Raw genomic sequence first — 18,591 nt, 5'->3', positions numbered from 1 at the left:
AGACCAGCAAGACGAGATGAGCGTTGACAGAAATAGCCTCCGCCAATGGGCGGCTCAGTCGTCGAAAATCAGGCTGAAGCAGCTGCCGCCTTGCGGGCCATCACTATACTCCAGCCGCGCCCCAATGGCTTCGGCAAGCGCCTGCGCGGCGTAGAGCCCGAGCCCAGTGCCGCTGGCGGCAGTGGTGAAGAACGGCTCGAAGATGGTCTGGCGCTGCTCAGCGCGAACCCCAGGTCCATGGTCGCAGAGGCGCATCTCGACGGTTTTGGCGTCTGGGTCTTGCTCAAGCGTCCAACGCATTCTGCAGTGTCCCTGCCGGTCTTTGCCGTGCTCGCGCGCGTTATCACTGAGGTTGTTGAAGATCTGGCGCAAATGGCGCGGATCGGACACAACCCAACAGGTTGCCTTGGGACATCCTAAGGCGAGTTCTTGGTGGGTCAGCTGGTGCTGGTCGCGGTATTCATCACAGGCCGCTTCGAGCCAGCTGTTGAGTGCGATGCGACGCAGCTCGGCGCGATGCCGATGGGAGAGTTCGAGCACACTGTTGACGGTCTCATCCAGGCGGCGCGCGTTACGGCGGATGATGTCGAGCAATGTCTGATCTTCCGGTCCCAGCTGCGGTGATTCAGCAAGCAGTTGGCTGGCATGGGTCACTGCCGAGAGTGGGTTGCGGATATTGTGGGCGATACTTGCTGAGAGCCGTCCGAGCGATGCCAGATTGACCTCCTGGGCCTGGCGCAGCAGCTCTTGTTCATCGCGAAGATAGATGAGGGCGCCGTGGGGTCGGTTCACGCCAAGCAGCTGCAGTGCTGGCCGTAGGTCGCGTTGGTTCAAGCGCAGACTGAGTCCGAATCCCGGCTCGCCAGCGAGGCTGCGCTCGAACCAGTCGAACAGCTCCGGTGCGACCCGTTTGAGCTCGACTCCTCGCTGCGCGCGCGGATCATTCAGCAGCCGCTGTGCGGCGGCGTTGAGGAGTCGGATGCGGCGCTCACCGTCGATCACCAGGACCCCTGTGCTGAGCTGCTGAATGACATAGTCATTGAGCTTGGAGAGGTCGGCGATATCGAGCTGGCGGCGCGCGGCGAGCCGCTCGATGGCGCGCAAGCGTTGTGAGAGCAGATGCGCGAGCACGGCGACCGAAAAGTAGACCAGCCCGAGCAGTCCCGCCTCCAAATAGCTGCCGTGAACCCTGTCTTGGTAGAGATCGGCGTAAAACTGTTGGCTGATCACCCCCAGCGAGGCGAGCGCGGCGAACAGCAGAGATTGCCGCCCCTCGAGTAGGATGGCACCCCAGATGACAGCAACAACGGGTAACAGCCCGAAGCCGGCCGCGATGCCGCCGCTGAGATGAATCAGAAGGATGGCGAAGGTGATATCCACATAGACGGCCAACTGAACCTGCTGATCGCGCCTTGGCCAACCGGCCAGCATCATGGGTCCACTCAGCAGGATCAGGGCGGTCTGCCATAGCAGTAGTCGACGGGCGTCCCAGGGATCAGTGACTTGCGGGAGCCAGCTCGCGGTATCGGCGAGCGAGAGTACCGACAGTAAGACCAGGACCAGCAGCAGCCGCGATAAAAACAGCCAGGGCAGGCTGTCGCGTCCATCGAAGCTGGGGCGTTCTGCCGGACCTTGGCGGGTCAGTCTGCGGGTGAAGCGAGGGCGCATGGGTCTCTCTACGACAGCATCGTGCTCGAGCATGGTGCTCGGGTCGGTGGGACCTGGCACTTGGTCGTTGCTCGCGAATCCCGCAGAATACGCGATCCTGCCGCGCAGCAGCGCGAGCCACTGGCGGCTGCGCTGTGATCATGCGGACAACACCTTTAAGCAACACCCTTAAGTTCGATTGAGTGCCGATGAACCTGCACGAGTATCAAGCCAAACAGCTGTTCACCCAATTTGGCATCCCGGTGCCTGCATCAAGCGTTGCCGAGACGCTGGATGAGATGCGTCTGGGCGCGACCTCGGTTGGCCTGCCGATGATGCTCAAGGCGCAGGTGCATGCGGGTGGCCGCGGCAAGGCCGGTGGCGTGCGCCGCTGCGCATCGGACGCTGAGCTCGAGCGCGCGGCGCGGGAACTGCTGGGCAAGCCTTTGGTGACCGCGCAGACGACGCCTGAGGGATTGCCCGTGTCGCGACTGCTGTTAGAGGCGCCGGTTGAGGTTGAGCGCGAGTTCTATCTGGCGCTTCTGGTGGATCGTGCTGCCGAGCGTATCCTGATCATGGCCTCGGCTGCTGGCGGTATGGACATCGAGCAGGTCGCGGCCAGTGATCCGGAGGCGCTGCTGGTCTCGCGCATCGAACCCGTGTTTGGGCTGCGGCCCTGGCAGAGTCGGCAGATCGGACTGCACTTTGGTCTGGAGCCCGATCAACAGCGCGCCTTTGCCAAGCTCTTGGGCAGCCTTTACCAGCTGTTCACCGAATGCGACGCGAGCCTGGTCGAGATCAACCCGCTGGTGCTGACGAGCGATGGCGAACTCATCGCGCTCGATGCCAAGATCGAGCTTGACGACAACGCTTTATATCGGCACCCGCAGCTGGCGGCGCTGCATGACCCGAGCCAGGAAGACGCGCGTGAGGTTGCAGCGCGTGCCGAGGGCTTGAGTTATATCAGCCTTGATGGCGACATTGGCTGTATGGTCAATGGCGCTGGTTTGGCGATGGCGACCATGGATCTGATTGCCTTGCATGGCGGCGCGCCGGCCAATTTCCTCGACGTTGGCGGCGGCGCGACTGCAGAGCGTGTCGCGCGGGCCTTCCAGTTGGTGCTGAGCGACGATAAGGTCGCCGCTGTCCTGGTAAACATCTTTGGTGGCATCGTGCGCTGTGATCTGATTGCCGAGGGTATCCTTGCGGCGGTCAAGGAGGTTGGGGTGACGGTGCCGGTGGTGGTGCGTCTAGAGGGCACCAACGCCGAGCTTGGGCTGCAGCGGCTGGCACAAAGCGATCTCGCGATCGAGACCGCGGCGACGCTGACGGATGCTGCGAACAAGGTTGTCGCTGCGGCGGCCGCGACGCGAGCCGGGCTCGAGGCCGAACTCCAGGCTGAGGTCGCTGCCGATCGGGCAGCTCATGCGCAGGCGAGCGTCGGAGAACAGTCATGAGTGTGTTGGTTGATGCATCGACGCGGGTTATCTGCCAGGGCTTCACTGGTCGCCAAGGCAGCTTCCACAGCGAGCAGGCCATGGCCTATGGCACTCGCATGGTTGGCGGCGTCACGCCGGGGAAGGGCGGTCAGCAGCATCTCGGGCTGCCGGTGTTCGATACGGTGCATGCCGCGGTGCGCGAGACCGGCGCCGAGGCAACCATGATCTATGTGCCAGCGGCCTATGCCGCCGATGCGATCCTGGAGGCAGCCGATGCGGGTATCCAGGTCATCGTCTGCATCACCGAGGGCATCCCGGTACTAGACATGCTCAAGGTGAAGGCGGCCCTAGCGCGCAGCCCATCGGTGCTGATCGGGCCGAATTGCCCCGGCGTCATCACCCCCGGTGCCTGCAAGATCGGCATCATGCCGGGCGCCATCCACAGGCCGGGGCGGGTTGGTATCGTCTCGCGTTCCGGTACGCTCACCTACGAGGCGGTTGAGCAAACCTCCGCCGAGGGGCTCGGCCAGAGCACCTGTATCGGCATCGGTGGCGATCCGATCCATGGTCTCGATTTCGTCGACTGTCTGGCACTGTTCGAGGATGATCCTGACACCGATGCGGTGCTGATGGTGGGGGAGATCGGCGGCGATGCCGAAGAGGCTGCTGCGGCCTTTGTGCAGCAGCGGATGACAAAGCCGGTTGTCGCTTACATTGCTGGCGTGACGGCCCCGCCCGGTAAGCGGATGGGTCACGCTGGGGCGATCGTCAGCGGTGGCGGCGGGACCGCTGAGGCCAAATACTCGGCGTTGCAGGCGGCTGGTGTGTTCATCGTACGCTCGCCCGCGCTGCTTGGACGCAGCGTCGCTGAGCAGTTAGCAAACCCAGCGCGTCGCTCATCCGGACGCTGAAGCACGTGTTGCCTAGTTGAGGCGCCCAGCGCTTCCGGTTACCAGTCGACTGAACTGGTTGACTTAACTGGTCGGCTTGTAGAACGACTTGCAGGTCGACAGATCGTCGCTATCGATGCAGGTTCTTGTCATGCCTGGAGAACCCTGCGTGCATCGGGATGGTCAATCCTCGGACAGGCTCTTATACTCACCCGCAACCCAGCCAAGAGGTTGAAAGGAGATTCGCATGAAGAAGGTCGAAGCCATCATCAAGCCGTTTAAGCTCGACGACGTCCGCGAGGCACTGTCACAGGCCGGCATCTCCGGCATGACCGCGATCGAAGTCAAGGGTTTTGGCCGCCAAAAGGGGCATACCGAACTCTATCGGGGCGCCGAGTACGTGGTCGATTTCTTACCGAAGGTCAAGGTCGAGCTGGTGGTGGCCGATGACCAGCTCGACGTCTGCGTCGAAGCCATCACCAAGGCCGCTCGCACCGGCAAGATCGGCGATGGCAAGATCTTTGTGAGCCCGGTCGATCGCGTCGTGCGCATCCGCACCGGTGAGGAGAACGAAGCCGCGATTTAACCTGAATCGAACGCGATTCATTCCCTCTCAACCAACCTACGAGCAGCGGTTGCCGGCCCAAGGGCCGGCCGCTCGGGATTGGATCAGTTCTCGTCTAGGCTCAGATAATCCCAGACCCGCCGTGCAAGACTGACCTCACCGGGCTCTGGGTCGTCGTTGATAAATCGACCCGCCTCTCGGTTCATCACTAGCACACGGCGTGCGTCCGTGGCGAGATCGTCCTTACCCAGTCTCTGATAGCCTTGGGCCATCAGCTCCAGTGCGTCCTCGACAGCGGTCGTTCGCTGGAAGCGCTCGACGACGTATTGGGCGCGGGCGACCGCCGCGACATAGGCACCGCGCTCCATGTAATAGCGCGCGACATGGAGTTCACCCTCAGCCAGATTGTTACGCAGGTGTAACATGCGCTGGCGCGCATCTGCGGCATATCTGCTGTCTGGATAAAGACGCACCAGTTCGGCGAAGTCGTTGAAGGCGTCCAGTGCCGAGCCAGGGTCGCGCTGAGCGGTATCGATCGGCACAAACCGGTCAAGGAAGCCGATGCTTCGGTTGTAGTTGACGATGCCCTTGAGGTAGTAGGCGTAGTCGACAAAGGGATTCTGCGGGTAGAGCTTGATGAAGCGGTCCGCGGCGGCGATCGCTTGCTCCGGCTCGTCGCCCTTGTAGTAGGCATAGGCGATATCGAGCTGGCCTTGCATCGCGTAACGACCAAACGGGTAGCGTGCATCGAGCTTCTTGTAGAGTTCGATGGCACGTTTGTAGTTGGCGGCGTCGAGTTCGCGCGCGGCCTTATTGTAGAGTTCGTTCGCCGACCAACCCTCGGTCTCATCGAACTCCTTGCCGAGGATGCCGCAACCGCTCAGTAGGGCGGCAGCGATGAGGGTTATCACTAGGGTTCGGATCATGTGGATGCCTGCCGATAATCGCCGAGAACGCCGTCGGCGTCACAATCTCGCCAGTATACTGAATCGCCGTGACTGTCACAGAACCAGCCCAAGCCATTAATCCGAATCCGCGTGCGCCTGCCGAGCTTGAGCTGCCCCGCTTGCAGCAGACTCGGCTAGAGGAGGCAGAGACACAGCAGTTGCGCTTGCAGCCCGAGCATGCCGGGCGGCGGCTTGATCAGGTGCTTGCTGAGTTGTTACCGGCGTTCTCGCGTAGCCGCCTGCAGGCTTGGATCGAACAAGGACGGGTGTTGCTCGACGGGCACAGATCGCGACCGAAGGAGCGCGTACGCGGGGCCGAGCAGGTGCTGGTCCAGCCGTTGCTCGAGCGCGTTGGAGATTGTCTGCCGCAGCCGATCCCGCTGCACATCGAGTTTGAAGATGAGCACCTGCTCGTGGTCAACAAACCGCCCGGTCTGGTCGTGCATCCGGCAGCTGGCCATCCCGATGGTACGCTGCAGAACGCGCTCTTGCACCATGCTCCAGGCCTCGCGGAACTGCCCAGATGCGGTATCGTCCACCGCCTGGATAAGGACACCACGGGGCTGATGGTCGTCGCGAGGAGCCTGCTCGCGCATCGCTCTCTGGTCGATCAGCTGAAGGCGCGTAGCGTTAAGCGCGATTATCGGGCCTTGGTGGTCGGTGCACCCAACCTCAACGGTCGAGTCGAGGCCCCGATCGGTCGCCATCCCACAAGACGCACGGCGATGGCGGTAGTGGCGGGTGGTCGGCCCGCGGTGAGCGATTATCGGGTGTTGGTGCGTTATCGTCGGCATAGCTTGGTCGCGGTGCAGCTACAGACCGGGCGCACGCATCAGATCCGGGTGCACATGGCGCATCTGGGCTTCCCTTTGATAGGCGATCCTGTTTACGGAACGAGGTCGCGCGCCGTTGCGGACGCCATTCGGCCGGAGTTGGCCGCCGCTTTAGGTGCATTTCCGCGCCAAGCGTTACATGCCATCGGGCTTGGCTTGATCCACCCGGCTAGCGGTGAGCCGATGCACTGGCAGATCCCAATGGCGGCGGATCTCGCCGCGCTCTGTGCGCTTTTGCAACAGGATGCGGATGGCGAAGCCCGATGACGCTGTTTTTCACGCCCGACTGGACAGCGCCTGCCAAGGTGCAGGCGATCAGCACGACGCGCCAAGGCGGTGTCAGCAAAGGGGCCTATGCGAGTCTGAATCTTGCCGAGCATGTCGGCGATGATCCGGTTGCGGTTCAGCGCAACAGGGCGCTGCTCTGCGAACAGGCGAGGGTGCCGGTTGAGCCCACCTGGCTGAACCAGATTCACGGCTGCGCTGTCTATGAGCACGGGGCGAGGGTGCAGACCGGGCGTGATGCCGATGCCTCGGTTGCGTTCGGTCCGGGCGCGGTCTGCGCGGTGATGACGGCAGACTGCTTGCCGGTCTTGCTCTGTGATGAGGCCGGTACGGTGGTCGCAGCGGCCCATGCGGGCTGGCGCGGGCTCGCCGCTGGTGTGATCGAGGCGACGGTGCAGCGCATGGGCCGCCCTGCTGCCCGATTACAGGCCTGGCTCGGACCTGCCATCGGACCGGCACATTTTGAGGTTGGCGACGAGGTGCGTGCGCGTTTTTGTGCGATTGATCGCAATGCCGAGGCCGCCTTTCGCGCCACGAAACCGGGCTACTGGCTCGCCGACTTGCCGATGCTCGCCAGGCAAAAGCTCGAGCGACTGGGTGTTGCAGCGATCAGCGGTGGCAGCGACTGCACCTATGCCGACCGCGACCGGTTCTTCTCGTACCGTCGCGATGGTGTTTGCGGGCGTATGGCAAGCCTGATATGGCTGTGCTAGTGGTGCCGTATGCAGCGGCTCGGTGGCGCTGCTTGTCGCTTCTGTCTGGAGTGGCAGCCAGGGCTGGAGCCGAAGCGAGTCAGCCTGTCCAACATCTGTTTGATTGATCTCGGCACGCCCTGCCGCTACTCTGTTTTCAATTCGATCATCGTACTCGATAAGCGCTAGATCATGAGCATAAGACGCGTTCACATCGCCGTAACCATAGAGGGCTTGATCCAAGCCTGCCGGAATCGTCGCTCGCCTAGCGGGGAGCCATCGCTTGGCCTTCCGCAGTGGCCGTGGCGACGCGCTACGGATGTGAGTCCTCTGGATGGCGTGCGTGCTGCCGCGAAGCGAAGAGGCCATCATCTTCGGTGGCGTCCCGCGATGAGCCTAGGCGCCGCGATCCTGATCACATTCGTCGCCTTTGGTGCCTTTGCCAAGACCCAAGAGGTCGGCCTCGCCGAGCTGTTCCCGGATGAGCGCCAAGCCCGCACCATGGTTGTCATCAACAAGGTGTTGGAACGCTTCCACTATCGCGACTTCCAGCTCAGCGATGCCTTCGCTGCTAATGTGATCGACAACTATTTCACCGATCTCGATCCAGGGCGGCTGTTCTTTCTGGAGCGCGATGTGGAACGCTTTAGTCGCACCGCGGGTCGCCTCGATGACGACCTCGCCAAGGGCAAGATCGACACGGCATTCGACATCTTTCGCGTCTATCGGATGCGGGTCGACTCGCGCATCGACTATGCGCTCGCGCTGCTGCAGCAGCCGTTCGATTTCACCCGTAAGGAAAGTTATCTGTTCAAGCGTGATGAGGCGGAATGGGCCACAAGCGAGGCTGAGCTGAACGAGATCTGGCGCAAGCGGGTGAAGAATGATTACCTGCTGCTCAAGCTGGCCGAGAAGACGGACGACGAGATCCGTGAGCAGCTCCGCGAGCGCTACACCGGCATCACCCGGCGTATCCATCAGTTCACGCCGGATGATGTCTATCAGGCCTTCGTCAACGCCTACACGCGCACGCTCGAGCCGCACACCAGCTACATGTCGCCGAGCACCTCGGAGAACTTTGACATCAGCATGCGGCTCTCGCTCGAGGGTATTGGCGCCGTTCTGCGGGCCGATAATGAGTACACCGTGATCCAGCGGACGATTCCGGGCGGCCCTGCACGCCAGTCTGGCCAGGTCCAGACCGGAGATCGAATCATCGGCGTCGGCCAGGGGCTCGATGGCGAGATGGTCGACGTAGTGGGCTGGCGGCTCCAGGATGTCGTGGACAAGATCCGCGGCCCGAAAGGCTCGGTCGTTCGGCTGCAGACGCTGCCAAAGTCCGAGGCCTCCGGCGGTCGCATGCGTGAGGTCTCGCTCGTGCGCAACGAGATCAAGCTCGAAGATCAGGCCGCGCAATATTTCGTCATCGACGAACTCGGTACTGAACCTGCGTTGCGCGTTGGCGTTATCGAGGTGCCGGCCTTTTATCGCGACTTTCGAGCCGAGTCGGCAGGCAAGCGGGATTTCCGTAGCACCACGCGTGATGTTCGCGCATTGCTCAATGATCTGAAGGCCGATGGCGTCGACGGACTGATCATCGACCTGCGCGGCAACGGTGGCGGCTCATTAACCGAAGCCTTGGAGCTGACCGGCCTGTTCATCGAGGAAGGACCCGTGGTGCAGGTCAAGGACTCGTTTGGAAAGGTCGAGGTCGAGGTTGATCCTGATCCGGCGATCGTCTATAGCGGCCCACTCGCAGTGCTGGTCGATCGCAACAGCGCCTCGGCTTCTGAGATCTTCGCTGGGGCGATCCAAGACTATGGTCGCGGCATCATCATTGGAGAGCCGACCTTCGGCAAAGGCACGGTGCAGACCCTGATCGATCTCGATCGTTATGTGCCGGGTGATGATACCCAGCTTGGGCGGTTACGGCTGACAATGGCCGAGTTCTATCGTATCAGCGGTGGCAGCACGCAGCTCAAAGGTGTCGAGCCTGACATCCGCTTCGAGCTTGGCCTACAGGGCATCGATCATGGCGAGCGCTCTCTCGACAACGCGCTTCCCTGGGGGCAAATTCGGCCGGCGCGGTTCGAAGCAAAGCCCCTGTTCGACCTCGACACCCTGAAACAGCGTTCGGCACAGCGCATCGTCAAAGACGATGGTTTCGGAATGCTGTTTGATCAGGCGCGTATCTTGAGCGAGATCGAGGCCCAGGACGAGGTCTCATTGAGTGCGAGCGAGCGGCGGGCCGAGTCCGATCGGCGCGATCAGGTTCTGAAGGAAAAGAAGGCCGGTTTCCTGCGCGCGCGGGGTATCGAGCCGGTTGACGAAGACGCCGATGAGGTGGACGAGGAGGCGCTCGAGAAGCAGCAAGAGGTGATCGACCGCATCCTGACCCAGGAGGCGGCGCGCATCTTGGCCGATATGATCGTTCTGCAAGGCGCTGATGAGCGGCTGCGTGCGGCGATGCGAGACTGAACGCCTTGATCTCTGAACAACGCTTGACGGCCGAGCTGCCGGCTCGGCGGCTGGAGATGGTGTCCGATCCCGCGATCCGCAGGCTGATGACTCGGGGTCTGGTCGGATTGGAGAAAGAGACTCTGCGTGTCACCCCCGACGGGCGCGTGTCGCTATCGCCGCATCCGCCGGCATTGGGCTCGGCCTTGACCCATCCGCATATCACGACCGACTTCTCCGAGGCCCTGCTGGAATTGGTGACGCCGGCGCTGTCCGATCCGCGGGCCGTGCTCGACTTCCTGCGCGATCTGCATCTGTTCGTCTACCAGCATATCGGCGATGAGCGGCTGTGGGCTGGGAGCATGCCTTGCGTGATCGGCGGCGGTACGGACATCCCGCTCGCCGAATACGGCACCTCCAATGCCGCGCAGATGAAGACCGCTTATCGGCGCGGTCTGGGCAACCGCTATGGCCGGGTGATGCAGATCATCGCCGGAGTGCACTTCAATTTTTCGCTGCCAGAGGCCTTCTGGGATTACGTTCATGCCGACTTTGCTGCTGACCGAAGCGCTGATCAAACCACGGTGCTCGGCACCCGCGACACGGCCTACATGGGCATGGTCCGCAACCTGCAGCGCTTAGGCTGGGTGGTGCCCTACCTGTTCGGCGCTTCGCCTGCGGTCTGCAAGAGCTTTGTCCAGGATGCGAATACAGATCTCGATGCGTTCGATGACAAAACGCTGTTCTACCCCTTCGCAACTTCATTGCGCATGGGTGATATTGGTTATCAAAACCGGCAGGAGGAAGGCACCGGGCTCAAGGCCAACTATGACACCCTCGATGCCTATACCCGCAGCCTCACTTGGGCGATCCGAACCCCCTGTCCACACTACGAACCGCTCGGGGTCAAGGTCAACGGGCGTTGGGAGCAGCTGAACGATCATGTGCTGCAGATCGAGAATGAATACTACAGCACCGTGCGTCCGAAGCAGCTGACCGACTGGATGGAGTTTCCGACTCTGGCGCTGCGGCGGCGGGGCATTCGGTATGTCGAGCTGCGCTCAGTGGACGTGAACCTCTTCGAGCCACTGGGTATCGAACTGGAGCAGATGCGGTTCCTGTCATTGTTCATGCTCTACTGCCTGTTGATGCCGAGCCCGACGATCTCGCCGCGCGAGCGGCGCTGGATCGACGCCAATGAGGTGCTGGCAGCGCACCGCGGACGCGAGCCGGGCTTGATGCTGCAGCGTGCGGACGGCCAGATCGCGCTGCGTGACTGGGGCCAGCAGGTGCTGAGCGCGATGGAGCCCTTGGCGGCGCTGATGGATGGCCAGGCTGGGGATCAGGATGGGAACCAGGTTAGGGGCGAGGTGAGTGCCGCACTCAAGGCGCAACAGTTGAAAATGGCCGAGCCGGAAGCGACGCCATCAGCGCGCGTGCTTGCTGAGATGCGGGCCAGCGGCGAGGGTTTTGCCGAGTTTGCGCGCCGTTTGACCGAGCGTCATCGCGACGGCTTCCGGCGACTCGAGCTGGACCCTGCTCGGGCAGCGCTGTTGCAGCAGATGGCGCTCGAATCACTTGACCGGCAGGCGCAGATCGAGGCCGGTGACGATTGCGACTTCGATACCTTCCTTGCGCGCTATTTCGCCCAGACCGAGTCTCAGCCGGTGGCGCTGCGCTCGCCGCTGGCGGAAGCGCCCGCCGTCCAAGCCGCCGCAACGGGCAAGGAGCCGGTCTAGCCGCGGCCGCCGCGCGAAGCCTGCCGCAGGACCCAGTCCATCGCGCGGCTTGGCAGCAAGCGGCGCAGCGTGCCCAGCAGATGGGTGGGAAAGGTCACGTAATAGCGCGGTTTCGGGCGTGGGCTCTCGAGCGCATGCAACAACTTGCGCAGCACCGCCTCGGGCGGCAGGGTGAAAGGCTGCGCAGCACCCTCCTTGCGCAGCCGCTCTTCCATCAGCCGATAGGTCTCTCGGTGTTGGCTGCTGCTGGCATCGATATGGCGCTGGTAGGCGCTAAAGGCGTTATCGCGAAAGCGGCTCAGGATCGGGCCGGGCTCGATCAGCACCACCTCAATGCCGCTGCCGCGCAGTTCCAAGCGCAAGGTGTCGGTGAGACCCTCGAGCGCAAACTTGCTAGCGACATAGGCACCGCGAAACGGCAGCGCCGCAAAGCCAAGCACCGAGCTGTTCTGCACGATACGTCCTTGGCCTTGGGCGCGCATCAATGGGATCACGCGCCGGGTCAGGTCGTGCCAACCGAACAGATTGGTCTCGAACTGCGCCCGCAGTGTCTCGGGAGTGAGATCCTCGACCGCGCCGGGCTGACCATAGGCGCCGTTGTTGAACAGCGCATCCAGGCGCTGATCGGTCAGCGCCAAGGCCTCTTGCAGCCCGGCAGCGATGCTATCGGGGTTGCTCAGGTCGAGCCGGACGGCGGTCAAGCCCTCCTCGGTCCGCAGTCGTTCGACATCGGCCGCTTGACGGGCGGATGCGATCACCCGCCAGCCACGTCTCGCCAACCCCTTTGCGCAGGTGAGGCCGATGCCACTCGAACAGCCTGTGATGAGGATGCTACGTTGATGGTCCATGATTGCAAGCTCCGTCATGTTCGGAAATGGGCGGATGCTGGTCTTCGCCGCTATGGCCCGAATGCAAGGCCGTATGCTGTGTCTTATTGCGCGGCTTTTGGCGTGCCGTATGGTTTGCCAGATGGTATGTCACATGGTTTGCGATATGGTATGCCAGATTGTCGGCTAAGGTCTGCTTGGCGTTTCCGCTGCCATTATCCGCCGGCGCGGTTGCGATGCCGCAGCCTCCGGTCCCGCAACCGCGCTGGCCGCCAAGCCCTGGGGTGTCCTTGCGAGCGCGGTTTATTTGGATCGCTCGTGTTTCAGTGGGGGCGCCTTGGCATCGAGCAATGGCTGACCGCCAATGCTGGCTGACGCCGATTGGCCGCAATGGCTTTCGGTACCTGCAGCACCTGATCTGGGGCTTGCCGTCCAGGAGCGGGCGGGGCGCGGCCGGCTGCTGACGATGACCGCCGATCATGGTGTCGCGGGATTGTTGCCCCGCATTGGATCTGGCTACTTCGCCAGACCTGTTGGCTCAGCGATTCGAACTGGCCTGGCGCGGCGAGAAGAACATGTTGTTCGAGCTGATTGCCGAGCGACAGGAGCCGAGCAATGGCCATGGGCCGGCAACGCTCCATGTCCCGGATTCAGTGCGCATGACGATATCGAGATGGCTGCCGAGCGCGAGCTGCGAGCCGAGGACCGAGTTGATTGGGTGAACGAGGTGAGGATCGACCTCGGCCGCCATGATCCTGCTGCGGCCGGTCCTTGGGTTCAACGCTTCGATCTGGGACTTGGCACGGCCGATAGTCGCCTCGGTGCGGCGATGGATGGCCACCAGTTGGACTTGGCGCTGAGTGCTGGGCGTCACGCCGTAGAGCGCGCCAAGCTCGATGGCGTGGCTTTGATCTGGGCTCAGGGGCATGGGATCGGTGCGGCAACGACCAACCAGGCCTGGCGGCAGCTACTGGCGCCTGCTTCTGTGGCTTGTGCTGAGGCGAGCCCGCAGTCAAATGGCGACGTTTTCTTCATGTCGGATGCGCTCGACCTTAGGCCGCTAGCGCAGGCCGAGGTAGCCTGCACCCAGTGCAGCTGGTGCGACGCTGTGGACGTCGATGCCTATCGTCTTCTCAGGCGTCATGCTGCTACGCTGGCTGATCCTTACTCAGCACTGCGCTGCCTCGGCGGTTTTGAACATGCAGCGCTGGTAGGGTCTGCGCTTGCGGCGGCTCAGCTCGGGCTCGCATGGCGAGCGTTGGGCGCGAGTGCGCGTCTCGCGCTGCTGCTGGCGCTGCGAATCAATCCGTCGGTAAGGCCTTGGCTGCAGCCGGTTTCCGCATTGAGTGGGTGTGGACCTGACCATTGCCGTTGTGCGTCTTGACGTCTGCATCTATCCAGATGTCTGGATCTTTATGCCGATCCCAGACAGATCCCAAACCCGCAAACGAAGATTGAGCGCGGCTTTTGTCTACAATACGCGCCCTTGTTGGCATCAATGGAGACCTGACACAGAGTCATGGGCGCGATTATCCCCGTTATTTCGCAAGAGCTTGGCTGTCATGCGCGGCAGGTACAGGCGGCCGTCGATCTGCTCGATGATGGTGCCACGGTGCCATTCATCGCGCGTTATCGGAAGGAGGCCACTGGCGGACTCGACGATATTCAATTGCGCCACCTGGCGCAGCGTTTGGTCTATCTGCGCGAGCTCGAGGAGCGCCGCGCAGCCGTGCTCGCCAGCATCGACGAGCAGGGCAAGCTGAGCGATGAACTGCGCGCCGATCTCGAAGCCGCCGAGACCAAGCAGCGACTCGAGGATCTGTATCTGCCGTTCAAGCCGAAGCGCCGAACCAAGGCGCAGATCGCGCGCGAGGCTGGCCTGGAGCCGCTGGCGGATGCGCTGCTCGCGGACCGGACGCAAGGCCCAGAACAGCAGGCTGCGGCCTATGTCGATGTGGGCAAGGGGGTTGCCGATGTCGGCGCAGCACTTGAAGGGGCGCGCCAGATCCTGATGGAGCGCTTTGCCGAGGATGCAGCGCTGGCCGGTCAGTTGCGCGAGCGGCTCTGGGAGCTTGGCATCCTGGTGTCACGGGTGATTGCCGGCAAGGAGACGGAGGGTGCCAAGTTCTCCGATTACTTCGACTACGCCGAGCCGATCGCCAAGGTGCCGTCGCATCGCGCGCTGGCGCTGTTTCGCGGCCGTAACCAAGGCATCTTGGCGCTGGAGCTGTTAGCCGGTGAGGGCGAGGACCCGGATGCGGCCTTCCGTGGTCGCATCGCCCAGCACTTCGGTATTCACGATCAGGGTCTGCCAGCGGATGCCTGGCTGATCGAGACGGTCCGCAAGACCTGGCGGATCAAGCTGATGACGCGTTTAGACCTGGATCTCAAGCAGCGTTTGCTGGAGGCTGCCGAGAGTGAGGCGATCCGCGTCTTCGCCAAGAATTTGAAGGCGTTGTTGCTGGCCGCACCAGCCGGCCGCTTACCGACCATCGGGCTCGATCCGGGGTTACGCACTGGGGTGAAGGTAGCGGTGGTGGATGCAACCGGACGTGTCGTCGATACCGCGACGCTGTATCCGCATGTGCCTAAGAATCAATGGGATGCATCGATCGCAGCACTGGCGAAGCTCGCTGCTACTCACGCTGTCAAGCTGATCAGTATCGGCAACGGCACCGCCTCGCGCGAGACCGATAAGCTGGCGCGGGAGCTGATCCGCCGCCATCCAGAGCTGGGTCTGCAGTCGCTGGTGGTGAGCGAGGCGGGCGCCTCGGTCTATTCGGCGTCTGAGTATGCGTCGCGTGAGCTGCCAGAGCTGGATGTGTCTCTGCGCGGGGCGGTGTCGATCGCGCGCCGGCTGCAGGACCCGCTCGCCGAATTGGTGAAGATCGAGCCGAAGGCGATCGGCGTCGGCCAATATCAGCACGATGTGAATCAGTCCGGGCTGGCACGTACCCTCGATGCCGTGGTTGAGGATTGCGTGAACGCGGTCGGCGTGGATCTGAACACGGCCTCGGCGCCCTTGTTGACACAGGTCTCGGGTCTGACGCAAACGCTGGCAGAGAACGTCGTGCGTTTCCGCGAGGAGCAGGGGGCCTTTCGTAGTCGTGCGCAGTTGAAGCAGGTGCCGCGCCTGGGCGAGAAGACCTTCCAGCAATGCGCGGGCTTTTTGCGCATCAGCGATGGCGATGAGCCGCTGGATGGCTCGGCGGTGCATCCGGAGGCCTATCCGGTGGTGCGGCGGATTCTCAACGAGGTTGGGCGGGATATTCGGGCCTTGATCGGTGATCGCGCGATCTTGAGCGGGCTGCAGCCGGCGCGGTTTGCCGATGAGCGTTTTGGCGAGCCGACGGTGCGCGACATCATCGCTGAGTTGGAAAAGCCGGGGCGTGATCCGCGTCCGGAGTTCAAGGCGGCGAGCTTTATGGAGGGGGTTGAGACGCTGTCGGATCTGCGCCCGGGGATGGTGTTGGAGGGCACGGTGACCAACGTGACCAATTTCGGTGCCTTTGTCGATATTGGGGTGCATCAGGATGGGCTGGTGCATATCTCGCGCTTAGCAGAGCGCTTTGTGAAGGACCCTTATGAGGTGGTGAGCACCGGGCAGTTGGTGAAGGTGAAGGTGTTGGAGGTGGATCTGCCGCGCAAGCGGGTGTCGCTGAGTATGCGTCTGGGGGATGCCCCAGAGGGTGAGGGCGAGGGCGGTGCTGGAAGGAGGCGTCCTGATGCCGGTGCCCGGCGTTCGGACTCCGGCGTTGGCCAGCGGGGTGCTGCTGGGGCTGATCGGCGTGGTGGGGCTGGGGTCAGGGTTGGTCGTCCTGGTGCTGGTGCTAGCGGTGATGGTCGCTCCGGCTCGGGGCCGAAGTCCGGGCGCGAGGAGGCCGCAGGGGCTAGCGGGGCGATGGCGGATGCCTTTGCCAAGGCTCGTCGGCGGTGACGGGTTGCTGAGGGCTCGGGTGCCTGGTGCAGGTCGAGTCGCTCGTGCCGGTACCGGGTAGCGCCCGACGGGGGACGCCGTGAATCCGTCCTTGGAGGCTCGACGATCGCCGTCCGGGCGATCGACGCCCCCGCCGGTCGCCACCCGATTCCGACACCGCTGGCCTTGTCGTTGTCGGTTTTGCCCATGAGCCTGTCTTTGGCTTTGCAGTTGTCATGCGGGCGTTATCGCTGTCGGGCTTCAGCGCACGAGCATGATCAGCACGATGACGAGACCGACCACGGCGGCGAGCGGTAGGATTGCCGCTTGCCAGTCGCCCTTTTCAGCCTTGGGTCCGTTCTCCTGCCAGGCCTTGTAGGCAGGCCAGAGGAAGAACAGCATCATGATCATGACGCCGGCGGCGGCGATCTTGAGGAAGAGTTCCATGGGGCCTCCGTTACCTTGGAGCGAGTGTTTCGTCGTTCGGGTGTGGCGACGCGCTAGGTGTCTTTGTGAGCGCTTGCCAACAAAAACCCCGGCCGGAGCCGGGGTCCTGTTCGCCACACTGGCTACCAATGATTAGATTGACGCCATCGTGAGTTAGTCATCGCCCATGATGCCCAGGATCTGGAGCAGGCTGATGAAGATGTTGAAGATGGCGAGGTAGATGCCGTAGGTCGCCATGATGTAGTTGGTCTCGGCACCGCTCTTGATCCGGCTGGTATCAAAGAGGATAAAGCCGCTCATCAGCAGGATGATCGCCGCTGACACGGCCAGCGCTAGGGCTGGCATGTTGAGGAAGATATTGGCGATCATGGCGACGACGGCGACCATCATGCCGGCGAAGAGGAAGCCGCCGAGGAAGCTGAAGTCACGCTTGCTGGTGAGCGCATAGCCGGACAGGCCGAGGAAGATCACAGCGGTGCCGCCGAAGGCAGTAGCGATGATGCTGGGGCCGTTCGGCAGTGCCATGTACATGCTCAGGATCGATCCGAGCCCAAAGCCGAGCATGCCAGTGATCAGGAAGATGACGCCGACGCCGCTGGCTGACTGGGCGGCGCGAGGCAGCACGAACATGCCAAGCAACATGGCGCCGATCACCGAGACCAGGTAGACCCAGGACGGCATGGCGAGCGCCATCGACAGCATGGCGGTGAAGGCGCTGAAGCCGAGGGTTGCGGCGAGCAGCAGGTAGGTGTTCTTCAGGACCTTGTTGGTCTCGAGCACCGAGCCGGCGCGCGCTGCCGGAATCTCTTGCTGTTTCGACAGGAAGGATTTGGGGTTAGCCATAGTGGTGATGTCTCCGTCTAGGACAAATACTCTGTACAGACTTGACGCTGTCAGACTGGATGGTTGAGTGATCGTTTCGCGAACCCGGAGACCTGTCGTCAGGCCCAAAGGTTTCTGACAGGATCACTTAGGATGTAAGCATACCGACAATGGGGTCATTCTTGCATCCTTGAGAGGCCGATAGCTGTGTATGTTTTGCGGTCTTTGCCGACGGAAACAAGTGGCCTTGCTGGTTGGTCAGCGCCTGATATCGATGTCCTTGGCTTAAGCGAGCATTATCATCTATCGCATAATGGCCCGTTGTTGAGGTATCCTATATCACTCGCTTGATCGTACTCGCTCAGCAACCCTGTTCAGGAGAGGTGGCAGAGCGGTTGAATGCACCGGTCTTGAAAACCGGCGACGGTTGATCCCGTCCGTGGGTTCGAATCCCACCCTCTCCGCCAACCATGCCGAAAAAGTCTTTCAAAGTCTGATACTTGCCGTTTCAGGTTAGGCCGATACCCACAAATCGGATTTTGCTAGGCGGCCCATTTCGTCAGTCTGACGCATTGCCGAGCGCCTAGTCGCCTGCCGCTGCAGCGCCGAATCGGCCAGACCCGGACCCTGAGTGCACCTGAGCTTTGCCGACGCCTGCCATCTGCAGCAACGCAACCGATGCGCGAAGCCTGATGGCTGGACTATGCCGATACTCGACAAGCGCCTCTAGCTCGGCAAGCGCCTTGCCTGCCAGCTCGTAAAGACTGGCCTGTAGCTCGCCGCGGACCTCACTGGTGATGGCCTCAAGCGCCGCCTGCCACTGCGGGAGCTTTCGCCAGCGTGAAACCGTTTCCGGCCTGATGCCGAGTTCGTGAGCAATGTCGACGCCGGGTAGTGCTCTACATGTGTTTCTCACACGGCAAGCCCGAACTCATATCGATTGATAAAAAGCCCAATAACAGTATCGTGCATGACGTCGAGTTTGGAAAAACAGATGGTTTTCCGTGCCAGGCGTTTAATACGTGTTCTGAGCGTAAGATGCTTGCGTTCAATTTTTTGTGTATTGGCCTTACCAGTCACTTGCT

The 18,591-nt window shown here is 62.3% G+C and carries 16 protein-coding genes and 1 tRNA gene; 10 read left to right on the top strand and 7 right to left on the bottom strand.

Going from position 1 to position 18,591, the window contains the following annotated elements; translation table 11 throughout:
- Positions 1–54 precede the first annotated feature (54 nt).
- Positions 55–1,668: a sensor histidine kinase gene (locus CCR96_RS23485; RefSeq protein ID WP_201224402.1), complete on the bottom strand. Its 1,614-nt coding sequence runs from the start codon at positions 1,666–1,668 to the stop codon at positions 55–57.
- A 188-nt stretch (positions 1,669–1,856) separates the two neighbouring features.
- On the opposite strand from CCR96_RS23485, the gene sucC reads away from it, so the two are divergent.
- The 3 genes from sucC to CCR96_RS23470 all read left to right on the top strand — a co-directional run bounded on the left by sucC (position 1,857) and on the right by CCR96_RS23470 (position 4,562).
- Positions 1,857–3,104: an ADP-forming succinate--CoA ligase subunit beta gene (gene sucC, locus CCR96_RS23480; protein ID WP_201224400.1), complete on the top strand. Its 1,248-nt coding sequence runs from the start codon at positions 1,857–1,859 to the stop codon at positions 3,102–3,104.
- Positions 3,101–3,997, top strand: a complete 897-nt coding sequence (gene sucD, locus CCR96_RS23475; RefSeq protein WP_201224398.1) for a succinate--CoA ligase subunit alpha — start codon at positions 3,101–3,103, stop codon at positions 3,995–3,997. The genes sucC and sucD overlap by 4 nt, the downstream gene beginning before the upstream one ends.
- A gap of 226 nt (positions 3,998–4,223) precedes the next feature.
- Complete coding sequence (locus CCR96_RS23470) at positions 4,224–4,562, top strand: P-II family nitrogen regulator (RefSeq protein ID WP_200239009.1); 339 nt, start codon at positions 4,224–4,226, stop codon at positions 4,560–4,562.
- A gap of 83 nt (positions 4,563–4,645) precedes the next feature.
- Here CCR96_RS23470 and CCR96_RS23465 read toward each other — a convergent pair whose 3' ends face one another.
- Entirely contained in the window at positions 4,646–5,467 is an 822-nt protein-coding gene (locus CCR96_RS23465; RefSeq protein WP_201224396.1) for an outer membrane protein assembly factor BamD, read from the bottom strand.
- A gap of 140 nt (positions 5,468–5,607) precedes the next feature.
- On the opposite strand from CCR96_RS23465, the gene rluD reads away from it, so the two are divergent.
- The 4 genes from rluD (at position 5,608) to gshA (ending at position 11,494) form a co-directional block, all read left to right on the top strand.
- Positions 5,608–6,588 (top strand): 23S rRNA pseudouridine(1911/1915/1917) synthase RluD, encoded by a 981-nt coding sequence (gene rluD, locus CCR96_RS23460; RefSeq protein WP_201224424.1) that lies wholly within the window; start codon positions 5,608–5,610, stop codon positions 6,586–6,588.
- Entirely contained in the window at positions 6,585–7,319 is a 735-nt protein-coding gene (gene pgeF / locus CCR96_RS23455; RefSeq protein ID WP_201224394.1) for a peptidoglycan editing factor PgeF, read from the top strand. Before rluD ends, pgeF begins: the two co-directional genes overlap by 4 nt.
- A gap of 369 nt (positions 7,320–7,688) precedes the next feature.
- Entirely contained in the window at positions 7,689–9,776 is a 2,088-nt protein-coding gene (locus tag CCR96_RS23450) for a carboxy terminal-processing peptidase (RefSeq protein ID WP_201224392.1), read from the top strand.
- A 56-nt stretch (positions 9,777–9,832) separates the two neighbouring features.
- On the top strand, positions 9,833–11,494 hold the full coding sequence (gene gshA, locus CCR96_RS23445; protein WP_201224422.1) for a glutamate--cysteine ligase: 1,662 nt from the start codon (positions 9,833–9,835) through the stop codon (positions 11,492–11,494).
- Here the strand turns inward: gshA and CCR96_RS23440 are convergent.
- Complete coding sequence (locus CCR96_RS23440) at positions 11,491–12,342, bottom strand: SDR family oxidoreductase (RefSeq protein ID WP_201224390.1); 852 nt, start codon at positions 12,340–12,342, stop codon at positions 11,491–11,493. The genes gshA and CCR96_RS23440 overlap by 4 nt on opposite strands.
- A 343-nt stretch (positions 12,343–12,685) precedes the next feature.
- Here CCR96_RS23440 and CCR96_RS25700 point away from each other — a divergent pair, with 343 nt between their 5' ends.
- Positions 12,686–13,705 (top strand): nicotinate-nucleotide--dimethylbenzimidazole phosphoribosyltransferase, encoded by a 1,020-nt coding sequence (locus tag CCR96_RS25700; RefSeq protein WP_420827295.1) that lies wholly within the window; start codon positions 12,686–12,688, stop codon positions 13,703–13,705.
- A 135-nt stretch (positions 13,706–13,840) separates the two neighbouring features.
- Complete coding sequence (locus tag CCR96_RS23430; protein ID WP_201224386.1) at positions 13,841–16,258, top strand: Tex family protein; 2,418 nt, start codon at positions 13,841–13,843, stop codon at positions 16,256–16,258.
- Positions 16,259–16,498: 240 nt separating this feature from the next.
- On the opposite strand, the gene CCR96_RS23425 is transcribed toward CCR96_RS23430, so the two are convergent.
- Complete coding sequence (locus tag CCR96_RS23425) at positions 16,499–16,684, bottom strand: hypothetical protein (protein WP_200239037.1); 186 nt, start codon at positions 16,682–16,684, stop codon at positions 16,499–16,501.
- 153 nt (positions 16,685–16,837) lie between these two features.
- Positions 16,838–17,527 (bottom strand): Bax inhibitor-1/YccA family protein, encoded by a 690-nt coding sequence (locus CCR96_RS23420; protein ID WP_201224384.1) that lies wholly within the window; start codon positions 17,525–17,527, stop codon positions 16,838–16,840.
- Positions 17,528–17,883: 356 nt separating this feature from the next.
- Between CCR96_RS23420 and CCR96_RS23415 the strand changes: the two genes are divergently transcribed.
- Positions 17,884–17,973: transfer RNA gene (locus CCR96_RS23415), tRNA-Ser, on the top strand.
- A 116-nt stretch (positions 17,974–18,089) separates the two neighbouring features.
- Here the strand turns inward: CCR96_RS23415 and CCR96_RS23410 are convergent.
- Both CCR96_RS23410 and CCR96_RS23405 read right to left on the bottom strand, forming a co-directional pair.
- Positions 18,090–18,422 (bottom strand): hypothetical protein, encoded by a 333-nt coding sequence (locus tag CCR96_RS23410; RefSeq protein WP_201224382.1) that lies wholly within the window; start codon positions 18,420–18,422, stop codon positions 18,090–18,092.
- Positions 18,419–18,591: IS1 family transposase (locus tag CCR96_RS23405; protein WP_242518334.1), on the bottom strand; the 173-nt coding region annotated here is incomplete at its 5' end. The genes CCR96_RS23405 and CCR96_RS23410, both read right to left, overlap by 4 nt.

Source organism: Halochromatium roseum (assembly GCF_016653315.1).
In the GTDB taxonomy this organism is placed as follows: Bacteria; Pseudomonadota; Gammaproteobacteria; order Chromatiales; family Chromatiaceae; genus Lamprobacter; species Lamprobacter roseus.
Note: the sequence above shows the minus strand (reverse complement) of the source record. Positions and strands in the feature narration are given on the sequence as shown.